Below are 19,409 nucleotides of genomic sequence, written 5' to 3' on the forward strand. Positions count from 1 at the left end.
TTTGATAGAATTCACTTGTCTCTCAACCTGACTTGCACTGTAGCATGGTGAGCAGGGCTGATTGTGTTAATTTCCTAGGGTTGTTATTCACCCTTTGAGGATTGAACCCGTGTTGAATGATCAGAGCCCGGTCCTGGTCTGATTGGATACCGAGTTTCACTAAACTTGTCTCCAACCCCAACTCTCCGAGCCTTTTTGTTAGTCCATCCGCCAAATGTTCCACCTTGTCGTAACCCAGCATACGTGCAATTTGAGAGACGCTGTTTTTTACCCACGCGACACCGCGGGGGTCCAGGCAATCGGATGATGTTACGGCATCATTATACACCAGGAACAATGGCATGAGCAAACCAACTGCGTGGCCATGGCTTACACCAAAAAATGTCGTCAGAGCATAGGAAACCGCGTGCGGAGCAGTTGTTTTTGTTAGGTTGATTGCCTTGCCGGCAAGGTGGGAAGCCTCGGCCATCAGCTGGAGGTCGTCGGTCTTTTTATCAAGGACCGCTGGTATCATTGCCCGCCAGGATTTCTGGATTGCCTCGGCGGCTAACTCCCTTGACTCAGGAGTCGAGTGAATTGACCAGTATGATTCGATTCCCTGGCAGAGGGCGTCAATGGCACATGAGGCGGCAACATGCCTTGGCAGGCTTTTCAGTAGCGACGGCACCAGGAACGAGCGGTCCGGGAGTAATTTTTTGTGGGCTACCGAAATTTTTTCATTACCTAGATAAACCACGGCAAAATGAGTCGCTTCACTACCGGAGCCGGCGGTGGTGGGAACTGCGGCCAGAGGTAGATCACAGGGGGTTAATTCCTGGCCCTTCAGAAGGTGCCCGTAGACGGGGTCGGGGCTATGCCAATAGGCTTTGATTAATTTTGCGCAGTCCATGGCGCTCCCCCCGCCAATAGCCAGGATGAGGTCATAGCCTTCATGCCTGTCTAGTTTCTGAAGTAGCTTGACTACCTCTTCGGCCTTAGGGTTTTCCGAGTAATCGGATACGCGGGTGATTTTTTTATCAGCAAATAACGCACGGACAATCGCGGCGGCACCGCATGTTTGATAGGAGGCATGAAGGGTGACGAGCAGGATATTGTTTGCCCCCAGCTGCTCCACGTAGGCCCGCAGCTCAAGCCACGCACCATCCACGTTTCCAATATCGGCAGACGACTGCTTCATACGGTGGCTACCTGGTCCTGCAGTGGTTCATAAAAGACTCTTTGTTTTCGGCTGGTGACAGAGTCGGGCGGCCAAGGTCGGGCCTTGATCCGGGAAGCACTTTGATCTCTAAAAATGCCATTGCTCTCTCCGTCGTCATGAGGTCCAGCGCAGCATGCATTTCTTCCAGGGTGCTGGCGGTGAAACTTTTTTCATAGCCGCATGCCGATGCAATCCCGGATAGGGATATATCGAATGCCGCAGTGGGTTGCCCACCGACAGAATCATGTCTTCCGTTATTGATTACAACATGGATCAAATTGCCGCCGCGATACTGGCCGAGTATAGCCATGGCACCCATGTGCATGATGGCCGCACCGTCACCATCGATGCAACATACTTCGATCGCCGGATTGGCATTTGCAACACCGTAGGCAATTTGCGAACAATGGCCCATGCTGCCGACGGTAAGAAAGTCCTGATGATGACCGAGTTTATTTTTTGCGCGGCACTCGAACACCTCACGGGAAATCATACCTGTGCTTGATACAACCGCCACATCCGGGCCCAGTCTGTCGAGTAATGCCTGCAGGGCTTGTTCCCGGCCCAGGGTTAGGTTTGGGTCAGTCCTAACAGCATCCTGTTGTGGGTTGGCTGGAAAACGGGAAAAGGTATCTTTCCGAACAACCAAAGCAACGGGGGAGCGTTCCGCAACCGATTGTTCCACCAATTTCCGAACAAGCTCCAGGGCCGGCTCTTCTTCCCTGGGTAGTACTTCGTAGGGGACACCAAGGCTTTCCAGAAGCTGGAGCGTAACGGCGCCCTGTTTAATGTGCTGCGGTTCATCCGCATGTCCGGGTTCACCTCGCCAACCGATCATAAGGAGCATGGGTATGGAATACACCTGCTTGTCAGCCAGGGAGAGCAGCGGGTTGACACAGTTACCTAACCCGGAGTTCTGCAGGTAGACCAGACCAGGCTTACCCGTTGCGAGGTAATGGCCTGAAGCAAGGGCAACCGCGCCACCTTCATTGGCGGCTATCACATGATTTTCACTGGCAACATTCTGGTCTAGATAGGCACAAAAGTGCTTCAGCAAGGAATCCGGCACCCCGGCATAAAACCCGATGCCATGAGCCGTCAGGGTATTTAAAAAATGTGCGCAATCAATCATTCGTCCATGCCAATAATTGCCTTCTTCCTACTCATCCTCGACAAGAGCCAGGATATCCTTAACCGACATACAATAGCCATCAACCTCTTTTGATCTTTTTGACCTCAGGATGGTTTCAGCTGTTAGGAGCATGGCGGGGTACGCGCTGCGGAGCAGGTGGTTGGCATAGATGACCATACTGAAACCCAGCTCAGCCAATTCAGCCTCGTAGAGATGATTATACGTGGTGGGAACACTGATCAACGGCACCCTACGGTCCAATTTTTTATAGGCCTTACAAAAATCCACGATTTCATCCGCAGACTGCTCCTTGCTATGAATCATGATAGCATCAGCTCCAGCCTTGATATATGCCTCTGCCCGATCAATGGCATCGGCCACTCCTTGTTGTGCGATCAAGCTTTCGATCCGGGCTATGATCATAAACTCGGACGTGACCTGTGCCTGTTTGCCCGCGTTAATCTTCGCGCACATCGCCGGTTTATCAAGGAGGTGCTGTGGTCGCTCACTGCCGAAAAGTGAATTTTGTTTAAGCCCTTCCTTGTCCTCAATAATGACAGCCGACACACCCAAACGCTCAAGAGATCGCACCATCTTGGTAAAATGTTCGGTGATGCCGCCTGTGTCACCATCATAGATGATGGGTTTTGTGGTGATATCCAAAATCTCGTTGATGGTTTGTGCACGCGAAGTCCTGTCGACGAACTCAATATCCGGCCGACCCTTTGCCGTCGAATCCGTTAGGCTGCTGAGCCAGATGGCATCGAACTCCTCTTTGACACCATTGTCATCGACGCTACAACGTTCCACGATCAGCCCTGACATTCCATTGTGAGCTTCCATGGCCCTTACGATGGGTTTGCAGCTTAGCAACCGGCGTAATTTTCCCATCCGTATTCCCGGTGTTGTACCTATTTCCTTCAGAGCCTTGTTGAGGGCCGTCGAAGAAAGTCCCTCGGTGTATTTGGGTTCGATGAGTTTACCGCCCCATTGACTGAGAGCCTCGATAACCCGTGCACGGGTTTCTTTCTGAGGGCCTGTTTTCCAGTCGTCTCCATGGACCACATAATCCGGCTTAATTTTGTTTAGGTTCGGGACGTAATCGAGCGTTTCCTGCGAAACCACATGACTAACACCTTTAAGACTACCTATGATTCTTTTCCGGTGTTCAAAGGGAAGACAGGGTAAGCGTTTATAACCTGCTATCGCCTTATCCGTTAGAAGCCCTACAGTGACCTCGCCATACTCCCTGGCAACATCAATGATATTGATATGGCCCGGATGAATGAGATCGGCACTCATTCCAACATACACTTTAGGCTTACTCATTATATTCCGGAATGTATTGATAGTTAAAGCCGTCGGATGGGCGGGGGTATTTCCCGGCTTCAGGGTAGATCACCCGCTCCGTCAAACCACTTGCTTAAAATACTTGATGGTGCGGTCAAGGCCTTCGTCCAGGCCTACTGTCGGCTCCCAATCGAGGTGTTTTTTCGCCAGTGTGATATCAGGCTGGCGTTGTTTGGGGTCGTCTCCGGGAAGGGGCTTGAAAACGAGTTTGGATGCTCCGCCTACTTTCGCCAGCACCTTGTCGGCAAGTTCCAACATGGTGAACTCGCATGGATTACCACAGTTGATGGGGCCGGTCACGTCATCCTGGTTCATGAGGCGAACAAACGCTTCGATCAGGTCATCGACGTAGCAAAAGGAGCGCGTTTGTGTACCATCGCCGTAGATGGTGATGTCTTCCCCACGCAACGCCTGGCAGATAAAGTTAGAGACAACCCGGCCATCCTCGGCATTCATGCGGGGTCCGTAGGTATTGAAAATACGGACAATGCGGATATCGACCCCATTCTGCCGGTGATAGTCCATAAACAACGTTTCCGCTGCGCGTTTACCTTCGTCGTAACAAGACCGGATACCGATCGGGTTGACATTGCCCCAGTAGCTTTCCGGCTGGGGGTGGACAGCGGGGTCGCCGTAGACCTCGGAGGTCGAGGCCTGGAAGACGCGTGATTGGGTTCTTTTGGCGGCGCCCAGGCAATTGATCGCTCCCATGACCGACGTCTTGATGGTTTTGATGGCGTTATACTGGTAGTGGGGTGGGGAAGCGGGACAGGCGAGGTTGTAGATCTGATCGGTTTCCACTTTGAATGGATCGATCACATCGTGGCGCAGAAGTTCAAACCGGGGGTTATCCATCAAATGGGCCACGTTGGATTTGAATCCTGTGAAGTAGTTGTCCATGCAGATGACTTCATTGCCTTCATTGAGAAGACGCTCACATAGATGTGAGCCGAGGAACCCGGCCCCGCCAGTAACGAGTATGCGTTTCATAGCAGAATATTTGTAGTTGCCCCCCAGGATCGGGGCATCAAGAGCGCTTAACCTTTGCCTATGGCATAGACCTCGAAGCCATGCTCACGAAGGGCGTCATGATCAATCACGTTACGGCCATCAAAGAGGAAGGCGGGTTTGTACATGCGCTCGTAAACCGCGGCAAAATCCACAGTTTTGAATTCATCCCATTCGGTAAGCACGGCGATACCGTGGGCGTTGTCGGCAGCCTCCTCACATGAGTTACAGATGACGAGCTGTGTATCGAGCAGCTCCTGGCTAACACCCACATATCGCAGGTCCTCGTGGATCTGGGAAACCGGCACACGCGGGTCATAAAGCGCTATATGTGCTCCCTCCATCAATAGATCTCGGCACACATAAATGGAAGCCGACTCCCGGGTATCGTTGGTGTCCTTTTTGAAGGCAAAACCCCAGACAGCTATCCGCTTGCCGCGAACGGTGTTAAAGAGCGTCTTGACGATCTTCTCCGAGAAGCGCGACTTTTGCCAGTCGTTCATCTTGATCACCTGATCCCAGTAGGCGGCTACTTCCGGGAGACCGAAATGATCGCACAAATAGGTTAGATTTAAAATATCCTTCTGAAAACAAGAGCCACCGAAACCAACGGAGGCCTTCAGGAACTTCGGGCCGATTCGGGAGTCAAACCCAATGGCACGTCCCACCTCATCGACATCGGCACCTGTTTTTTCGCAAAGGGCGGAGATCGAATTGATCGATGAAATCCGTTGGGCGAGGAATGCGTTGGCAACGAGCTTGGACAGCTCGGACGACCAGAGGTTGGTGGTTAGAATCCGTTCCCGTGGAATCCAGCGGTTATAGACGCTGACGAGAGTCTCGACTGCGGCGTCGCCTTCCGGCGAACGCTGGCCACCGATGAGGATGCGGTCCGGGTTTTGAAGGTCTTCGACGGCTGTTCCCTCTGCCAGGAATTCAGGATTTGAAAGCACCTGGAACTTACCGTCCCCGGAGTTGGCCGCTAGAATGGTCCGCATCGCCTCTGCCGTCCGAACCGGGATCGTGCTCTTCTCAACGATGATCTTCGGCCCTTTCGCCACCCTGGCAATCATACGGGCTGCCGACTCAATGTAACAAAGATCGGCCGCACGACCCGCGCCCATACCGTAGGTCTTGGTCGGGGTACCCACGGAAACAAAAATAATATCTGCATCCACAATGGCTTCCTCCACCTCGGTAGAGAAAAACAAATTACGGCCACGCGCACTGTCCACCACTTCATCGAGGCCAGGTTCGTAGACCGGAAGCTCCTTCGAGTTCCATGCGGCAATACGGTCGGCGTTCAGGTCGACCACATCGACACGGATGTCAGGACATTTGGCCGCAATCATTGCCATGGTCGGGCCACCGACGTAGCCTGCACCTAGGCAACAGATTTTCTTGGGTGTAATCATGTATATTTAGTGTGTTAGAAAAATTTCCTGATTGCAGAGACCACTTCGTCCTGCTGTTCGCGGACGAGTTCGGGGTAGACGGGAATGCTCAATACCTCGGTGGCTAGTCTGTCCGTGACAGTAAACTCCACCCGCTTCTCCTGCTCCATTGTTGAGAAGCATTCCTGCTGGTGCATGGGAACCGGATAATACACTTCGCATCCTATCCCCTGGTCAATGAGCGATTGTTTGAGTGCGTCACGCTTACCACCGTGAACCCGGATCGTGAACTGGTTCCAAATATGGGTATTGCCATCGTCCGTGATGGGAAGCGTGATGCCATCGACCCCGGACAGCTGGTCCAGGTAGTAAGCGGCATTCCGCTGGCGCTGGGAGGTATAGTCGGCGTAGTGGGCAAACTTGACATTCAACAAGGCGGCCTGAAGCGCATCGAGGCGGAAATTGCCCCCTACCAGCTGGTGATAGTAACGTGGGTGCATGCCGTGGTTGCGCATCTTGACAGCGATCCCGGCCAAGCGGTCGTCCTGAGTCACCACCAAGCCGCCGTCACCAAGGCCACCCAGGTTCTTGGACGGGAAAAAACTGTAGGTGCCGAACTCACTCATCGCGCCACAAAACCTGTCTCCGTATTTTGCGCCGAGCGACTGTGCAGTATCCTCGACGACGGCCAAGCCATGTTTTTCGGCGAAGGCGGAACAGGTGTCCATGTCCACCGACTGGCCAAACAGATGGACAGGAATGATGGCTTTAGTGCGCTCGCTGACACACTGGCCGGCCGAATCGAAATCGATGTTAAAGTTGTCAGGATGGCAGTCGCAGAATACCGGTGTGGCACCCGTCCTGGCAATACATCCGGCCGTGGCAAAAAACGTGAAACTGGGGCAAATCACCTCATCCCCGGGACCGATCCCCAAGGCCATCAGGGCAAGCAGGATCGCATCGGTTCCCGATGACACTCCGATGGCGTGTTTGGCTCCGACAAATCCAGCGATACTGGCCTCAAATTGCTCGACCTCATCCCCCATGATGAAACGGCCTGATTCTAGAACACGGTCGAATGCCTCACGAAGCTCCCCGGCGATGGGGTGGTTCTGGGCGTTTACATCAAGTAATGGTACGCTCATTTTTTTATTTGGATAAATAGGGAGTGTGGACACTCTTGTCCACTGCGGAGTGGCTTGGGTTGCTTGCTTGGGCTGCCGAGGGACCAGCCTTCGCGTGAAGCTATGGCGGGCAGGCAGGAGTGTCCCGCCTCCCTAGGCAATCATGCCTGCTGCGACCGTTTCATTGGTCTGGGCATCGATCAGCACGAAGGAGCCCGTGATCCGGTTGCGCTTGTAGTTATCGTGAATCAGCGGCGCTGATGTCCGCAGGCTGATCCGGCCGATGTCGTTAAGCTTGAATTCCAGATCATGCTCGATTTTGTGCAAGGTGTTGATATTCACCTTGTAATTAACCTCCTTGATGATGGCCTTCACCTCACGCGAGGTGTGGCGCAGGATATATTTTCCCCTCGGGGCCATGGGCTTGTCGGAGAACCAGCAGATCATGGCATCAATATCCTGTGCCACCCGGGGAGGGTTATTGGATTTCACAATCATGTCCCCCCTGGAAATATCAATTTCGTCCTCGAGGGTGATCGCCACGGAAAGAGGGCTGAATGCCTCCTCGATTTCCCGGCCATCCATGTGAATGGCTTTGATTCTGGTGGAAAATCCGGAAGGCTGCACCGTCACCTCGTCACCGGGTTTGAACACCCCGCCTGCAACGCGGCCTGCGTAGCCCCGGAAATCGTGCCATTCATCCGACTGCGGGCGGATCACCCACTGCACCGGGAAGCGTGCTTCGACGTGGTTTTCCTGGTTTCCCACGTAGACTGTTTCCAGGTGATAGAGCAGTGACGAACCTTGATACCAAGGCATGTTTTGCGAGCGATCCACCACATTGTCACCCTTAAGGGCACTTATCGGAATGAAGCTGATGTCGACAAAGCTGTCGAGACGGGAGGCAAACTGTTTGTAGTCATCGACGATCCGATCGTAAACCTCCTGGGAGTAGTCAACGAGATCCATCTTGTTCACGGCCACCACCACGTGTTGGATACGCAGTAAACTCGCGATAAACGAATGGCGGCAGGTTTGCTCGATCACCCCCTTGCGGGCATCAACAAGGATGATGGCGAGGTTGGCAGTGGAAGCCCCTGTCACCATGTTGCGGGTGTACTGGATATGGCCCGGGGTATCGGCGATGATGAACTTGCGCTTGGGGGTCGCAAAGTAGCGGTATGCCACATCAATCGTAATGCCTTGTTCGCGCTCCGCCTTGAGACCGTCTGTCAGGAGGGCGAGGTTGACGTTTTCATCACCACGCTGTTTACTGGATTGCTCGACAGCTTCCATCTGGTCATCAAAGGTATTCTTCGAATCGTAGAGAAGGCGGCCGATGAGAGTGGATTTTCCATCGTCGACGCTGCCTGCGGTGGTGAACCGAAGCAAATCCATGTCGAGGTATCCTGATGTATCGTTTGAGCTCATGCTGAAAATAATGAAAGTCTGAAGAGTGGGCGCATGTTCTAAAAATAGCCTTCTTTTTTGCGGTCCTCCATCGCTGTTTCGGATCGTTTGTCGTCAGACCGTGTGCCACGTTCGGTCTGGCGGGCGGATGCGACCTCCTGGATGACGGCATCTATATCCGCCGCCGGTGACTCGACGGCACCCGTGCAGGTGGCGTCACCAATCGTACGGAAGCGGACGATCCTTTTTTCAACGACCTCATGGTCCTGGACCGTCACGAACTCCGTCACGGCGAGCAGCGAGCCATTGCGCTCAAAGACCTCGCGCTCGTGTGAGAAATAGAGGTTGGGCAGCTCGATGTTTTCTTTTTTGATGTATTGCCAGACATCCATCTCGGTCCAGTTAGAGATAGGAAACACGCGGAAGTGTTCGCCGTGGTGTTTACGGCCGTTGAGGATGTTCCAAAGTTCAGGACGTTGGTTTTTCGGGTCCCAGGTGCCGAAGTCATCACGGTGCGAAAAGAAGCGTTCCTTGGCGCGCGCCTTCTCCTCATCGCGACGGCCACCGCCGAGGGCGGCATCAAACTGGTATTGCTCGATGCCGTCGAGCAGGGTGACGGTTTGCAGCCCGTTACGGCTTGCGTTGACTCCCTTTTCTTCGGTGACACGGCCATCGTCGATCGATTTCTGCACACTGGCGACAACCAGCCGGGCACCGATTTTTTCCACAAACTGGTCGCGGAAAACCATCGTCTCAGGGAAATTATGTCCCGTATCCACATGCATCAGGACAAAGGGGATCTTGGCGGGAGCGAATGCCTTGTAGGCGAGATGCGCCATCACGATGGAATCCTTGCCGCCCGAAAACAACAGGACCGGATTCTCAAACTGTGCGGCGGTTTCGCGTAGGATGTAAATTGCCTCGGACTCCAGGTGGTCCAGATGGCTCAAGGTGTAGTTCGACATGGCAATAAATGGTTAGACGGAAATCCTGTCCCTGACGGCTTCAAGCAGTACAAAAACGCTGTCCTCGACAGACTGGTCTTCGGTCTCAATCACCAGATCAGGTGAGGTGGGCTCTTCGAAGGCGCTGTCCTTACCGGTGAAGTTGGCAATCTCACCGATGGCCGCTTTAGCGTAGAGTCCCTTCACATCGCGCTGTTCACAGACATCATAGCTGGCCTTCACAAAGACCTCGAAGTAATCATCGCCGATGATATCCCGGGCCAGATCGCGCAACTCATGGCGCGGTGTGATCACGGAAACCAGGGTAACAATTCCCTGCTCGGCGAAGATCTTCGCCACATTGGCAGCGCGGCGGATGTTCTCACGCCGGTCATCGTCGGAAAACCCAAGGTGCTTGTTCAGACCGGTGCGCAGGTTGTCGCCGTCGAGGATCGTGGTCATCCGGCCCTGCTTGTGCAGCACTTTTTCCGCCGCAATGGCGATGGTTGACTTGCCCGAGCCGGAGATACCATACAGCCAGACCACCAGACCCTTTTGACCAAGGAGCGTCTCTTTGCACTCCCGGGATATCTGCCGGTCGAATTCCGGATGGATGTTGTTTTCTGATCTTTTCATAATCTCGTGTTATTGAAGCTTCAATGGCAAAAGTTTTAAAGCCGATGACCGCCAATGCCCGGCTGCGCGGAGGGGACATGCATCAGTGCAGCAACAGACGCAAGGGAAAAATCATTGCTAAGTTTATCAACTTAGTAATGTATAGCCGCTGATCCGCATGAAACAAGGATCGAAGGGTGAAAAAAAATTGTCCGGTCACGCTACCGCCCTTGGTCGATCAGCCAATTTTTGACCAAAACCATGCAATCACAGGATAAAAAGTATAAGCCACGGTGCATGTACGGTAAAAACCCCATCACTGGCTGCTGAGAACAGACCATAGAATGGGGTGTTTGTTCAATAAAAAATGAACAAATTAATGTTGCCAAAACAAAGTTTGCAGGAGCGGTTTATCGAATCGTCGCGAATTTACGGTCGATCGCCTCGACAACAGCCTCTTCCAGCCGTTCGTTGCGCAGACGTTCGACGGCCTCGACGGAGAATCCGTTGGCGATCAGTCGGCGTGCCTTGCGTGGTGGAATACCCCTTGCGCAGAGATAGAATATCTCATCGTCACTGATACTGGAAGAAGTGCTGCCGTGTGAGCATTTCACCTGGTCGGCGTTGATCTCCAGACCGGGCATTGAGTTTGCTTCAGCGGTATCCTCCATCATCAGGTTCCGGCAGGTCTGGTAGGCGTCGGTGTAATGCGCCCCCTCGTCAACGAGGATGAGGCCGGAGAAAACGGTGCGGGAGGTGCCGTAAAGGGTGTTTTTATAGAGCAGGTCGCTGTTCGTGCGCGGCGCGGCGTGGTGCTGGTAGGTGCGCTGGTCGTATTGCTGGGTTCCACAGGGAATCGAGCATGACAGCATATCCGAGTGGGCACCTTCACCGTCCATGAGGCTGATCGCCTCGTTACGCGCCCACTGGGCACCGGTGTTGAGGGTAAACGCAACAGCATGGGCATCGCGACCCACCTGGGTGGCATTCACCTGGATCATCCGACTGCTCAGGTTGAGTTCCTGGATGGCGCAGTAGCTCAGCTTGGAGCCGTCGCCGGCGATGAGGTCGTTGACGGCGATACAGAGGCCGGTGTCGTCTTCGTTGGCGCTGGTAAAGCGGTCGAGCACGCTGACCTCGGCGTTTTTGCCGGTGATGATCAAGGTGTGGGGGAAGGCTGTTTTGTTAGAACCGGAAATGACATGGCTCACCTCGATGGGTTTTTCGACCCGGACACCATCGGGGACGTAGACAAAGAGGCCGCTTTTCACATTTGCTTTGTGCAGTGTTGTGTACTTGACCGAGCCAAGCCGGGTTTCACGTTTCATGAAGTGTTCCTTCACAAGGTCTCCGTGCTCCAGGAGCGCCTGTTCAAATGGAAGGCAAATCACACCTTCAGGCAGTTTGGGGATCGAGTAGCTGATTTCACTTTTCTCCTCCGGGGTGAAGTCATCGAAGTCGAGTTGTTTGAGATTTCCGAATCTCCAGTTTTCGTCCCTCCGGGTGGGCATCGGGATGTCCTGGTATTCCTTGAGAGCTGATTGTTGCAGGTCTGCAAACCAGGCTGGGACTGGCGCGGATGGTATTTGTGATTTGTTATTCGTGATTTGTGAGTGCGTGGTCATGGACGTAAAATTGTTAGTAAAGGCTATTGGAATTGGGTACCTTGGTGAGGTGATTGTTGAAGATGTGCTGCCCAGGCTTACTCCGCACAAAGTCGTCAACAAGCTCGGCAAGGCGCACAGCATCCTGCCAAACTGGAACTTCTTCAAAGCTATCGTAAGTCATCGCTGCAGAGCATCACAAATTACAAATCACGCATCACCAATGCGTTGGACTAACCAACGCTGCCTTCCATTTCCAGATCAATGAGGCGTTTGAGTTCGACGCTGTATTCCATCGGGAACTCGCGGACGAGGTCGTTGATGAAGCCGTTGACGGCGAGGCTCATGGCGTGGGCTTCATCGATACCGCGCTGCTGCATGTAGAAGAGCATTTCCTCGCTGACCTGGCTGACGCTGGCCTCGTGTTGGGTGACGTGCTGGTTACCGCGGACGGTGATCGCCGGGTAGGTATCCGTCTGGCTGTTTGAGTTGATCAGCAGGGCGTCACACTCGGTGTTGTTTTTACAACCTTTGAGGTTTTTAGGAATATGCACCTGGCCGCGGTAAGTCGAGCGACCCTCGCCAACGGAGATCGATTTGGAGATCACGTTCGAGGTGGTGTTATTGGCGGCGTGGATCATCTTGGCGCCGGTGTCCTGGTGCTGGCCGGTGTTGGCCAGGGCGATCGAGATGACTTCGCCACGGGCACGTTCGCCTTTCATGACCACCCCGGGGTACTTCATGGTTAGGCGCGAGCCGATGTTACAGTCGATCCAGCGCACCTCGGCGTCCTCGTGGGCGAGGCCGCGTTTGGTGACGAGGTTAAAGACGTTGGAACTCCAGTTTTGCACGGTGACATACTGGATCTTGGCACCCTTCATGGCAACGAGTTCGACGACCGCCGAGTGCAGGGTGGCGGTCTCGAATTTTGGTGCCGTGCAGCCTTCCATGTACATCACCTCGGCTCCTTCGTCGGCAATGATCAGGGTTCTTTCAAACTGGCCGAAGTTCTCCGAGTTGATGCGGAAGTAGGCTTGCAGCGGGTGTTTTACCTTCAGCCCCTTGGGGATATAGATAAAGGAGCCACCGGAGAAAACGGCGCTGTTGAGGGCGGAGAACTTGTTGTCACCCGTGGGGATCACCTTGCCGAACCAAGGCCGGAATACCTCCTCATGCTCCTTGAGTCCCTCGGTGGAGTTGACAAAGATCACACCGTCTTTTTCCAGCTCCTCCTTCACGTTGGAGTACGCCGCTTCAGAGTCATACTGGGCTTCCACACCGGCGAGGAACGCACGCTCCTGCTCGGGAACCCCGAGACGCTCAAAGGTTTCCAACACCTCGGGAGGAACTTCGTCCCAGCTGCGCTTAGGCTTCTGACCATCGGAGAGGTAGTAGCGGATTTTATCAAAATCAATGTTCTCCAGGTCCTTGGTCGCCCAGTGGGTTGGCATCGGCTTTTCGAGAAAGGTCTTCAAACCGTGGTGACGAAACGCACGCACCCAGTCGGGATCGTCTTTGACGTCACTGATGTAGTCGACAGTCGCAGAACTCAGTCCGGTCCCCGCGTCAAACTTGTGGTTTTCCGGAAAATGGAAGTCACCCTTGCTGCGATCGATATCAATCGCATTCCGGGTTTCCCTGTCTATGGTTGCTTGTTGGCTCATATCAGTAATGGGTTAGGCGTTTACCAGGCCTTCTTCCTTCAGGAAGTCGTAGCCGCCCTCTTCCAATTCCAGGGCAAGCTCCTTGCCACCGGATTTTACGATCTGCCCGTCGGACATGACATGGACGTAGTCGGGCTCGATGTAGTCGAGCAGACGCTGGTAGTGGGTGATCACGAGGAAGCCACGCTCAGGGGAACGCATTGCATTCACCCCCTTGGCCACGACCTTGAGGGCATCGATATCGAGGCCGGAATCGGTTTCATCGAGGATGCAGTACTTGGGTTCTAGCATCATCATCTGGAGAATTTCGTTGCGCTTTTTCTCCCCCCCGGAGAAGCCCTCGTTGACCGCACGGGCGGTGAACTTGCGGTCCATTTCAAGAACGTCCATTTTTGAATAGAGATTCTTGTAGTAAGCGACGGCATCGATCTCCTCACCCTCGGGAAGGCGGGCCTGGAGGGCGGCACGGATGAAGTTGGCATTGGAGACACCGGGAACTTCGGCCGGATACTGGAAGGCGAGAAACACACCCTCACGGCTGCGCTCATCGACGTCCATGTCGAGCAGGTTTTCGCCGTCCATGGTGACAGACCCGGATTGCACCGAGTAGTCGTCATGTCCGGCAATGACCTTGGAGAGGGTGGATTTGCCGGACCCGTTAGGTCCCATGATGGCATGGATTTCACCTTTGGGGATTTCCAGGTTGAGTCCCTTCAGGATGGGCGTGTCTTCTACGTTGGCGTACAGGTCTTTGATAACTAGGCTCATAACGATTTGTAATTAATGATTTGTGATTCTTGATTAGTGATTGGAAAGTGTACCCCGGAGGGTGATCTCGAGATTCTCGATCCGGGCACCTTCGGGAAGGTCGAGCAGATCGGAAAGTTTGGCTCCCTTTTTGAGCGGGACATCGATGATGGCACCGGTCTCCTCATCGTGAAAATGGCCATGCTCAGTGAGGTTCGGGCAATAGCGTGACGATTCGCGCTCAAAATTAACCTGTCGGACGGCACCGTGCTGGACGAGTGCCTCCAGGCAATTATAGACGGTTGCAAGGGAAATCCCGGGCATGTTGAACTTCGCCCGCTCGTAGACTTCGCCTGCTGTCGGGTGGTCGCGATGCCCCATAAGGACCTTGTAGACCTCACAGCGCTGACGCGTCATGCGCAAACCCTTGATTTTGGGATTGTTCATGTGATCGCAGTCAGTATGCTCTGTAACCTTGCTTTCCATCGGTAACCCGGCCTTAATCCGCCCGGGAGGAAAAACTAGCCCGGATTTTCAGGCTGACAAGTCTAAATTTAGAATGATTCTAATGTGCAATAGAAATCGACTGAAAACCTGGGCTTGTCGGGCCGTATTACCGCTTGGTTGACTCATTGCAATCCGGAAAACACTCCATCACATGAAACTCATCGCCTTATTCTGCCTGTTGACCAGTCCGGTCACATGGTCCGCCGAAGCCAAGCTTCACCTCATCCCGCAGCCTAATGAGATGCACATCCTGCCGGGAAAATACACCCTTCCGTCGCCATTGATCATCGAATCGGGGGAAAATGAGCTCTTTACAGCCCTTTCTTCCCGGTTTCCTGCGCACTTGAAGGCACGCCTGTGGAAACAGGAGGACGGCAAGACCCTACACCTTACCACGCGCTTTGATTCCAGCCTGCGGGACCGGCTGGGAACCGAAGGATACCAGTTGCAGGTCGACCAGTATGGCCTGCATGTGGTCGCGGCCAGCAAGCCCGGAATTTTCTACGGCACCCAGACGCTGCTTCAGCTGATCCGACAGGCTGAAAACAACCAAATCCCCCACTTGACCATCACCGACTCGCCCCGGTTCGGCTGGCGCGGGCTGATGCTCGATGAAGCACGCCACTTCATGGGGAAGGCCTACGTCAAACACTTGCTGCGCACCATGGCGGCGCATAAAATGAACCGTTTCCACTGGCATCTCAGCGATGACCAGGGCTGGCGCATCGAGATTAAAAAATACCCCAAACTCACTTCCGTGGGAGCGTGGCGCGGGCCTGGCACCAGCGGACCTGTGCCTAAATACGACCAGGACTCACCGCTCGCCCACCAAAAATACGGTGGTTTCCACACCCAGGAGGACATCAAGGAAATCGTCGCCTACGCCAAGTCGCTTCACATTGAGATCATACCGGAAATCGACGTTCCCGGACACGCCATGGCCATCGCCCTCTCCTACCCCGAAGTACTGCCGAAACAGGACGGAGACACGGGAAAAGGGGTCCACGGCCTCAAGGGCAACGTGCTCTCGGTCGTCCGCGAGGAGAACTACCAAATGCTCAACGACATCTTTGGTGAAATCGCGGCCCTTTTCCCTAACCAATACATCCACGTCGGCGGCGACGAGGTCAATGTCAATGCGTGGAACGCCTCGCCCGAGCACCGTGCATTCATGAAGAAAAACGGCATGACCAACGCCCACCAGCTGCAGAACATGTTTATGCTCCGACTGGAAACCATCCTCAAAGGCCACGGGAAAACCCTGTTAGGATGGAACGAGATCATGCACGGAGGCAAGCTCTCCAAGGACACCGGTGTGATGGCGTGGATCAGTATCGGGGCCGGACTCAATGCCGCCCGACAAGGCTACCCGACGGTGATGGCCGTCGGCCCCCACAACTATTTCGATATGAAATACCCTGGCCCCGGCGAAACCGGCCACTGGTGGGCTGGTATCGTTGACACCAAGCGTGCCTACTCGTGGAATCCTCTCTTCGAAGGCCAGCTCACGGCCGACCAGCAGAAAAACATCCTCGGTGTCCACTGTGCGCTCTGGACCGAGTTTGTGCCTGATCCAGCCAATGCCGATTACAAACTCTGGCCCCGCGCCTGCGCCACCGCCGAGGTCGGCTGGTCCCGCCAGGAGCAGCGCAAGTGGGATGACTTCAGCACCAGGTTATCCAGCCACCTCGATTACCTCGACACCCTCAAGGTCGGCTACCGCGTCAAACCACCCCAGGCGGTCGTCAGTCAGGGGGAAATCACCATCCAGCCACCCTACAACGCGCCGGCCAGGATCGTCTTTACCCTCGACGGCACCGAGCCCACCGCCCAGTCGACCCTCTATTCCGGCCAGCCGCTCAGCTCGGAACAAGCCGCCAAACTCCGCTACCGCACCCTCCGCCCGGATGGACGGATGAGCAAGGTGGTCACAGGCGCCATCCAGGAGCCCCTCGGTCACTGGGATGCCAACACCCTCGGCAAGGGCAGCGCCACACTCACGTTCGACGTCACCAACATACTCACCAACGCCGGCAGCTGGGTTCTTGAGTGCCAGTACCAGGGAGGGAAAAACGGCACCCGCATCCACGCTGCCAGGTTGCTGGAAAACGGCAGCGTGATCGCCTCGGCAAACGGCAAACCCATCCACAGCAAAGACCGCAACGCCCGCCTCCGCCTACCCGTCCAAGCACTCCACAACGGGGCCAGCTACACGCTCGAAGTCAACCTCGAAGGTGACGGCGGCCACGACTCGCGGGGCAGCATCCTGCTCGACCGGTCTGTCTGGTCCGAGCCTGAAACAACCGTGACCACCCAGGTTTCCCACTACGGGTCCAACACCGCCGACAAGGCGGCCAACTGGGTCCGCTCCGACTGGTTCTGGAGCGACCGCAAAGGTGAAAAAGGCGACCAATGGCTCTACCGCTTTGCCAAACCCGTCACCGTCACCAGCATCGACATCCCCACCGGCAAACCCAACACCAATGACGACATCATCGTCGATGGTGACATCGAAGTCTCCACCGACGGCACCACCTTCCAAAAGGCGGGTTTTTTCACCTTCGGCACTGGAATTGTTAGATTTACCAAGCCCACCACCATCCAGGCACTCAGGATCACCCTTGGCAACGACCACCAGACGTGGATTATTCTACGCGATTTACAGATTAAATGATTTTTTCATCCAACCATCACACGAGCTTTTTTCCGCTGCTTTATTTACTGGCTGCCACCGTTCCATCCGCTGCGGCGCAAGCGGACCCGGACATGGGGGACCATCCGGAATTTGCCCATGCGATGAAGGTGGAAACGAGAACCATCAATGGCATTCCCGTGGTATTCCACTACGACCAGGTCAGGCCAGATTTTAATGATCTCACCGACAACCCGCACCGGACGCGCATGAGCCTTGACGGGGACTGGGCTTTCCGCTTCGACCCCAAGTCCATGGGCGTCACGGAAAAATGGTTTTCCTCCGAGCCGGCATCCGGTCCTTGGAAAAACATCAAGGTCCCGCATTGCTGGGACGCCACACCGGGTGGTCGTTACTGGGATTGGGACGACCAGTCGCCTGACAACCCGCCACACTACAACGGTGCCGCCTGGTATCAGAAGTCCTTCAGCTGGAAACCATCCAAGACGGACACCGTCCCCAGACGGCAAAGAATCACCTTCATCAACGTGCAGCAACGTGCGCGTGTCTATCTCAACGGCAACGAAATCGCGCTGCACGAAGGCGGCGGCGCACCCTTTTCCATCGATGTCACCGGCCACCTTGAAGCGGGAGCCAACACCCTCGCCCTGAAAGTGCTGCGACTGCCGAATTTCAAAGCTAAAACCAAAGGCAAAGGGTGGGAGGAGATCAGCTACGTGCACACCCTTCATCCCAAAGCGCCCGACTGCTGGCCGTACGCCGGCATCATGGGAAGCGTCGCGCTGATCGATGAGCCCGCCGTCTCCATCCGGAAATGCCTGGTCAGTCCGAAACATGGGCAGATCAGGCAGGCCGTGGTCATTTCCAACCATGGCAAAACCCCCTTCCAGATCAGGGTGTCCACCCAGTATTCATTCAACTCCGAGCCTCCTAACAAAGGCAATCTCTTTGTCATTGAACCGGGTCAGACCCGCGTTGCAAAATTCACCGGCACCATCATTGGTAAAATAACCGAGTGGTCACCCCAGTCGCCCACGACCTATGAAGCCCTGACCATGCTCTACGACACGCATGACACCCCCATCGACCAGCTCTGCACCCGCTTCGGCTTCCGCAGCTTTGAGACAGATGGCCCGACTTTCAAACTCAACGGCAAGTCCTGTTTCCTGAAAGGCTCATCCATCTACAGTGAGCATTTCACCCGAGGCGGCGCCATCACGAATGACGACCATCTGGAGCTGTTCAAGTTGGCCCGGGACTGTCGCTCTAACTTTATCCGCGCCCACGTCGTCCAGCGCGATCCGTATTTCTATCAGTTAGCCGATCAACAAGGGTTTTTAGTCTGTGGCGAATGGGGTGGGTTCTGGTATCGGGAAAAAGCCATGGCGGCCCAGACCAAAGACCCGTATTCCATCTATCAGACCATGGCTCGCTGCGCAGTCTGGGACCTCATGAACCATCCCTCGGTGGTGATGTGGGGATTGCACAACGAATGCCACCAGTTCTGCCCGGAATACGAACCCTTTCTCAAAATGGGCCGTGATCTGGTCCATGAAATCGATTGCTTTGAAAAACTCCCCATCACCTGGGCCGCCTGGCATCCACACCTGGGCAAGCCGCATTTCGAACACGCCGATGCCGTCGGCTTCAACGAATACCGGGGTGCCATGGACCCCTTTGAAAAACTCGATCCGGATTTGAAAAAAGTCACCCGGCAAAACCCGGGCAAACCCATCATCATCCTGGAAAACGGTGCGTGGTCGAAACGGGGGAAACGTGGCTCCGTAACCCAAAAAGGCACGGAGGACTGGCAGGCCGACTTGTTGAAAAGACAATGGCAGGTCCTCTCAAAACACAGCCCGCCGTTCGCCGGCTACACCTATTGGCTGCTGACAGATTACCGGTCGCGCAAGCAATACACCGGCAATCGATCTTCCAATGGCTACTCCCGCATGGGAATTTATGACGAGTCCGGCAAGGCCAAGGTCCCCGTCAGGGATGCCTTCAGGGATCTGAAAAACCCACTGGAAAAATAACCCGCTTCTTTTGTCAGCCTCCC

15 protein-coding genes are annotated in these 19,409 nt (G+C 54.7%); 2 read left to right on the forward strand and 13 right to left on the reverse strand.

All coding sequences use genetic code 11. The features are described 5' to 3' along the window. Nucleotides 1-22 precede the first annotated feature (22 nt). From H7A51_11230 to H7A51_11290, 13 genes are all read right to left on the reverse strand, one after another. Nucleotides 23-1,177 (reverse strand): phosphonoacetaldehyde reductase, encoded by a 1,155-nt coding sequence (locus H7A51_11230; protein ID MCP5536786.1) that lies wholly within the window; start codon nt 1,175-1,177, stop codon nt 23-25. A gap of 7 nt (nt 1,178-1,184) precedes the next feature. Further along, the gene (aepY, locus tag H7A51_11235; GenBank protein ID MCP5536787.1) at nt 1,185-2,330 is read right to left on the reverse strand and encodes a phosphonopyruvate decarboxylase; all 1,146 of its coding nucleotides are present in this window, start codon (nt 2,328-2,330) and stop codon (nt 1,185-1,187) included. A 27-nt stretch (nt 2,331-2,357) separates the two neighbouring features. Beyond that, nucleotides 2,358-3,659 (reverse strand): phosphoenolpyruvate mutase, encoded by a 1,302-nt coding sequence (aepX, locus tag H7A51_11240; GenBank protein MCP5536788.1) that lies wholly within the window; start codon nt 3,657-3,659, stop codon nt 2,358-2,360. A gap of 81 nt (nt 3,660-3,740) precedes the next feature. After that, on the reverse strand, nt 3,741-4,670 hold the full coding sequence (locus H7A51_11245) for an SDR family oxidoreductase (protein ID MCP5536789.1): 930 nt from the start codon (nt 4,668-4,670) through the stop codon (nt 3,741-3,743). 47 nt (nt 4,671-4,717) lie between these two features. Beyond that, entirely contained in the window at nt 4,718-6,103 is a 1,386-nt protein-coding gene (locus H7A51_11250; GenBank protein ID MCP5536790.1) for a UDP-glucose 6-dehydrogenase, read from the reverse strand. A gap of 14 nt (nt 6,104-6,117) precedes the next feature. Next, a complete protein-coding gene (locus H7A51_11255) occupies nt 6,118-7,227 on the reverse strand; it encodes a DegT/DnrJ/EryC1/StrS family aminotransferase (protein MCP5536791.1) in 1,110 nt (369 codons plus the stop codon). Nucleotides 7,228-7,359: 132 nt separating this feature from the next. Beyond that, entirely contained in the window at nt 7,360-8,604 is a 1,245-nt protein-coding gene (locus tag H7A51_11260) for a 50S ribosome-binding GTPase (GenBank protein ID MCP5536792.1), read from the reverse strand. A gap of 71 nt (nt 8,605-8,675) precedes the next feature. Beyond that, nucleotides 8,676-9,581 carry a sulfate adenylyltransferase subunit CysD gene (cysD, locus tag H7A51_11265; GenBank protein ID MCP5536793.1) on the reverse strand — a complete coding sequence of 302 codons (906 nt, stop codon included), beginning with the start codon at nt 9,579-9,581 and terminating at the stop codon, nt 8,676-8,678. Between the two features lie 12 nt (nt 9,582-9,593). Further along, complete coding sequence (gene cysC, locus H7A51_11270) at nt 9,594-10,196, reverse strand: adenylyl-sulfate kinase (GenBank protein ID MCP5536794.1); 603 nt, start codon at nt 10,194-10,196, stop codon at nt 9,594-9,596. 389 nt (nt 10,197-10,585) lie between these two features. After that, nucleotides 10,586-11,800 carry a Fe-S cluster assembly protein SufD gene (gene sufD, locus H7A51_11275; GenBank protein ID MCP5536795.1) on the reverse strand — a complete coding sequence of 405 codons (1,215 nt, stop codon included), beginning with the start codon at nt 11,798-11,800 and terminating at the stop codon, nt 10,586-10,588. Nucleotides 11,801-12,012: 212 nt separating this feature from the next. Then, nucleotides 12,013-13,443 (reverse strand): Fe-S cluster assembly protein SufB, encoded by a 1,431-nt coding sequence (sufB, locus tag H7A51_11280; GenBank protein MCP5536796.1) that lies wholly within the window; start codon nt 13,441-13,443, stop codon nt 12,013-12,015. Nucleotides 13,444-13,455: 12 nt separating this feature from the next. Then, the gene (gene sufC / locus H7A51_11285) at nt 13,456-14,211 is read right to left on the reverse strand and encodes a Fe-S cluster assembly ATPase SufC (GenBank protein MCP5536797.1); all 756 of its coding nucleotides are present in this window, start codon (nt 14,209-14,211) and stop codon (nt 13,456-13,458) included. Between the two features lie 33 nt (nt 14,212-14,244). Continuing rightward, nucleotides 14,245-14,676 carry a transcriptional repressor gene (locus H7A51_11290; GenBank protein ID MCP5536798.1) on the reverse strand — a complete coding sequence of 144 codons (432 nt, stop codon included), beginning with the start codon at nt 14,674-14,676 and terminating at the stop codon, nt 14,245-14,247. A gap of 172 nt (nt 14,677-14,848) precedes the next feature. On the opposite strand from H7A51_11290, the gene H7A51_11295 reads away from it, so the two are divergent. Both H7A51_11295 and H7A51_11300 read left to right on the forward strand, forming a co-directional pair. Then, a complete protein-coding gene (locus tag H7A51_11295; protein ID MCP5536799.1) occupies nt 14,849-17,371 on the forward strand; it encodes a family 20 glycosylhydrolase in 2,523 nt (840 codons plus the stop codon). Next, nucleotides 17,368-19,386, forward strand: a complete 2,019-nt coding sequence (locus tag H7A51_11300; protein MCP5536800.1) for a hypothetical protein — start codon at nt 17,368-17,370, stop codon at nt 19,384-19,386. Before H7A51_11295 ends, H7A51_11300 begins: the two co-directional genes overlap by 4 nt. The last annotated feature ends 23 nt before the right edge of the window (nt 19,387-19,409 follow it).

The organism is Akkermansiaceae bacterium (genome assembly GCA_024233115.1).
Classification (GTDB): Bacteria; Verrucomicrobiota; Verrucomicrobiia; order Verrucomicrobiales; family Akkermansiaceae; genus Oceaniferula.

Coding starts and splice junctions, on each gene's coding strand:
- cysD (MCP5536793.1), bottom strand. CDS start 9,581: ATGTCGAACTACACCTTGAGCCATCTGGACCACCTGGAGTCCGAGGCA.
- H7A51_11300 (MCP5536800.1), top strand. CDS start 17,368: ATGATTTTTTCATCCAACCATCACACGAGCTTTTTTCCGCTGCTTTAT.
- H7A51_11255 (MCP5536791.1), bottom strand. CDS start 7,227: ATGAGCGTACCATTACTTGATGTAAACGCCCAGAACCACCCCATCGCC.
- aepY (MCP5536787.1), bottom strand. CDS start 2,330: ATGATTGATTGCGCACATTTTTTAAATACCCTGACGGCTCATGGCATC.
- sufB (MCP5536796.1), bottom strand. CDS start 13,443: ATGAGCCAACAAGCAACCATAGACAGGGAAACCCGGAATGCGATTGAT.
- sufC (MCP5536797.1), bottom strand. CDS start 14,211: ATGAGCCTAGTTATCAAAGACCTGTACGCCAACGTAGAAGACACGCCC.
- H7A51_11295 (MCP5536799.1), top strand. CDS start 14,849: ATGAAACTCATCGCCTTATTCTGCCTGTTGACCAGTCCGGTCACATGG.
- H7A51_11230 (MCP5536786.1), bottom strand. CDS start 1,177: ATGAAGCAGTCGTCTGCCGATATTGGAAACGTGGATGGTGCGTGGCTT.
- H7A51_11245 (MCP5536789.1), bottom strand. CDS start 4,670: ATGAAACGCATACTCGTTACTGGCGGGGCCGGGTTCCTCGGCTCACAT.
- aepX (MCP5536788.1), bottom strand. CDS start 3,659: ATGAGTAAGCCTAAAGTGTATGTTGGAATGAGTGCCGATCTCATTCAT.
- sufD (MCP5536795.1), bottom strand. CDS start 11,800: ATGACCACGCACTCACAAATCACGAATAACAAATCACAAATACCATCC.
- H7A51_11290 (MCP5536798.1), bottom strand. CDS start 14,676: ATGGAAAGCAAGGTTACAGAGCATACTGACTGCGATCACATGAACAAT.
- H7A51_11250 (MCP5536790.1), bottom strand. CDS start 6,103: ATGATTACACCCAAGAAAATCTGTTGCCTAGGTGCAGGCTACGTCGGT.
- H7A51_11260 (MCP5536792.1), bottom strand. CDS start 8,604: ATGGATTTGCTTCGGTTCACCACCGCAGGCAGCGTCGACGATGGAAAA.
- cysC (MCP5536794.1), bottom strand. CDS start 10,196: ATGAAAAGATCAGAAAACAACATCCATCCGGAATTCGACCGGCAGATA.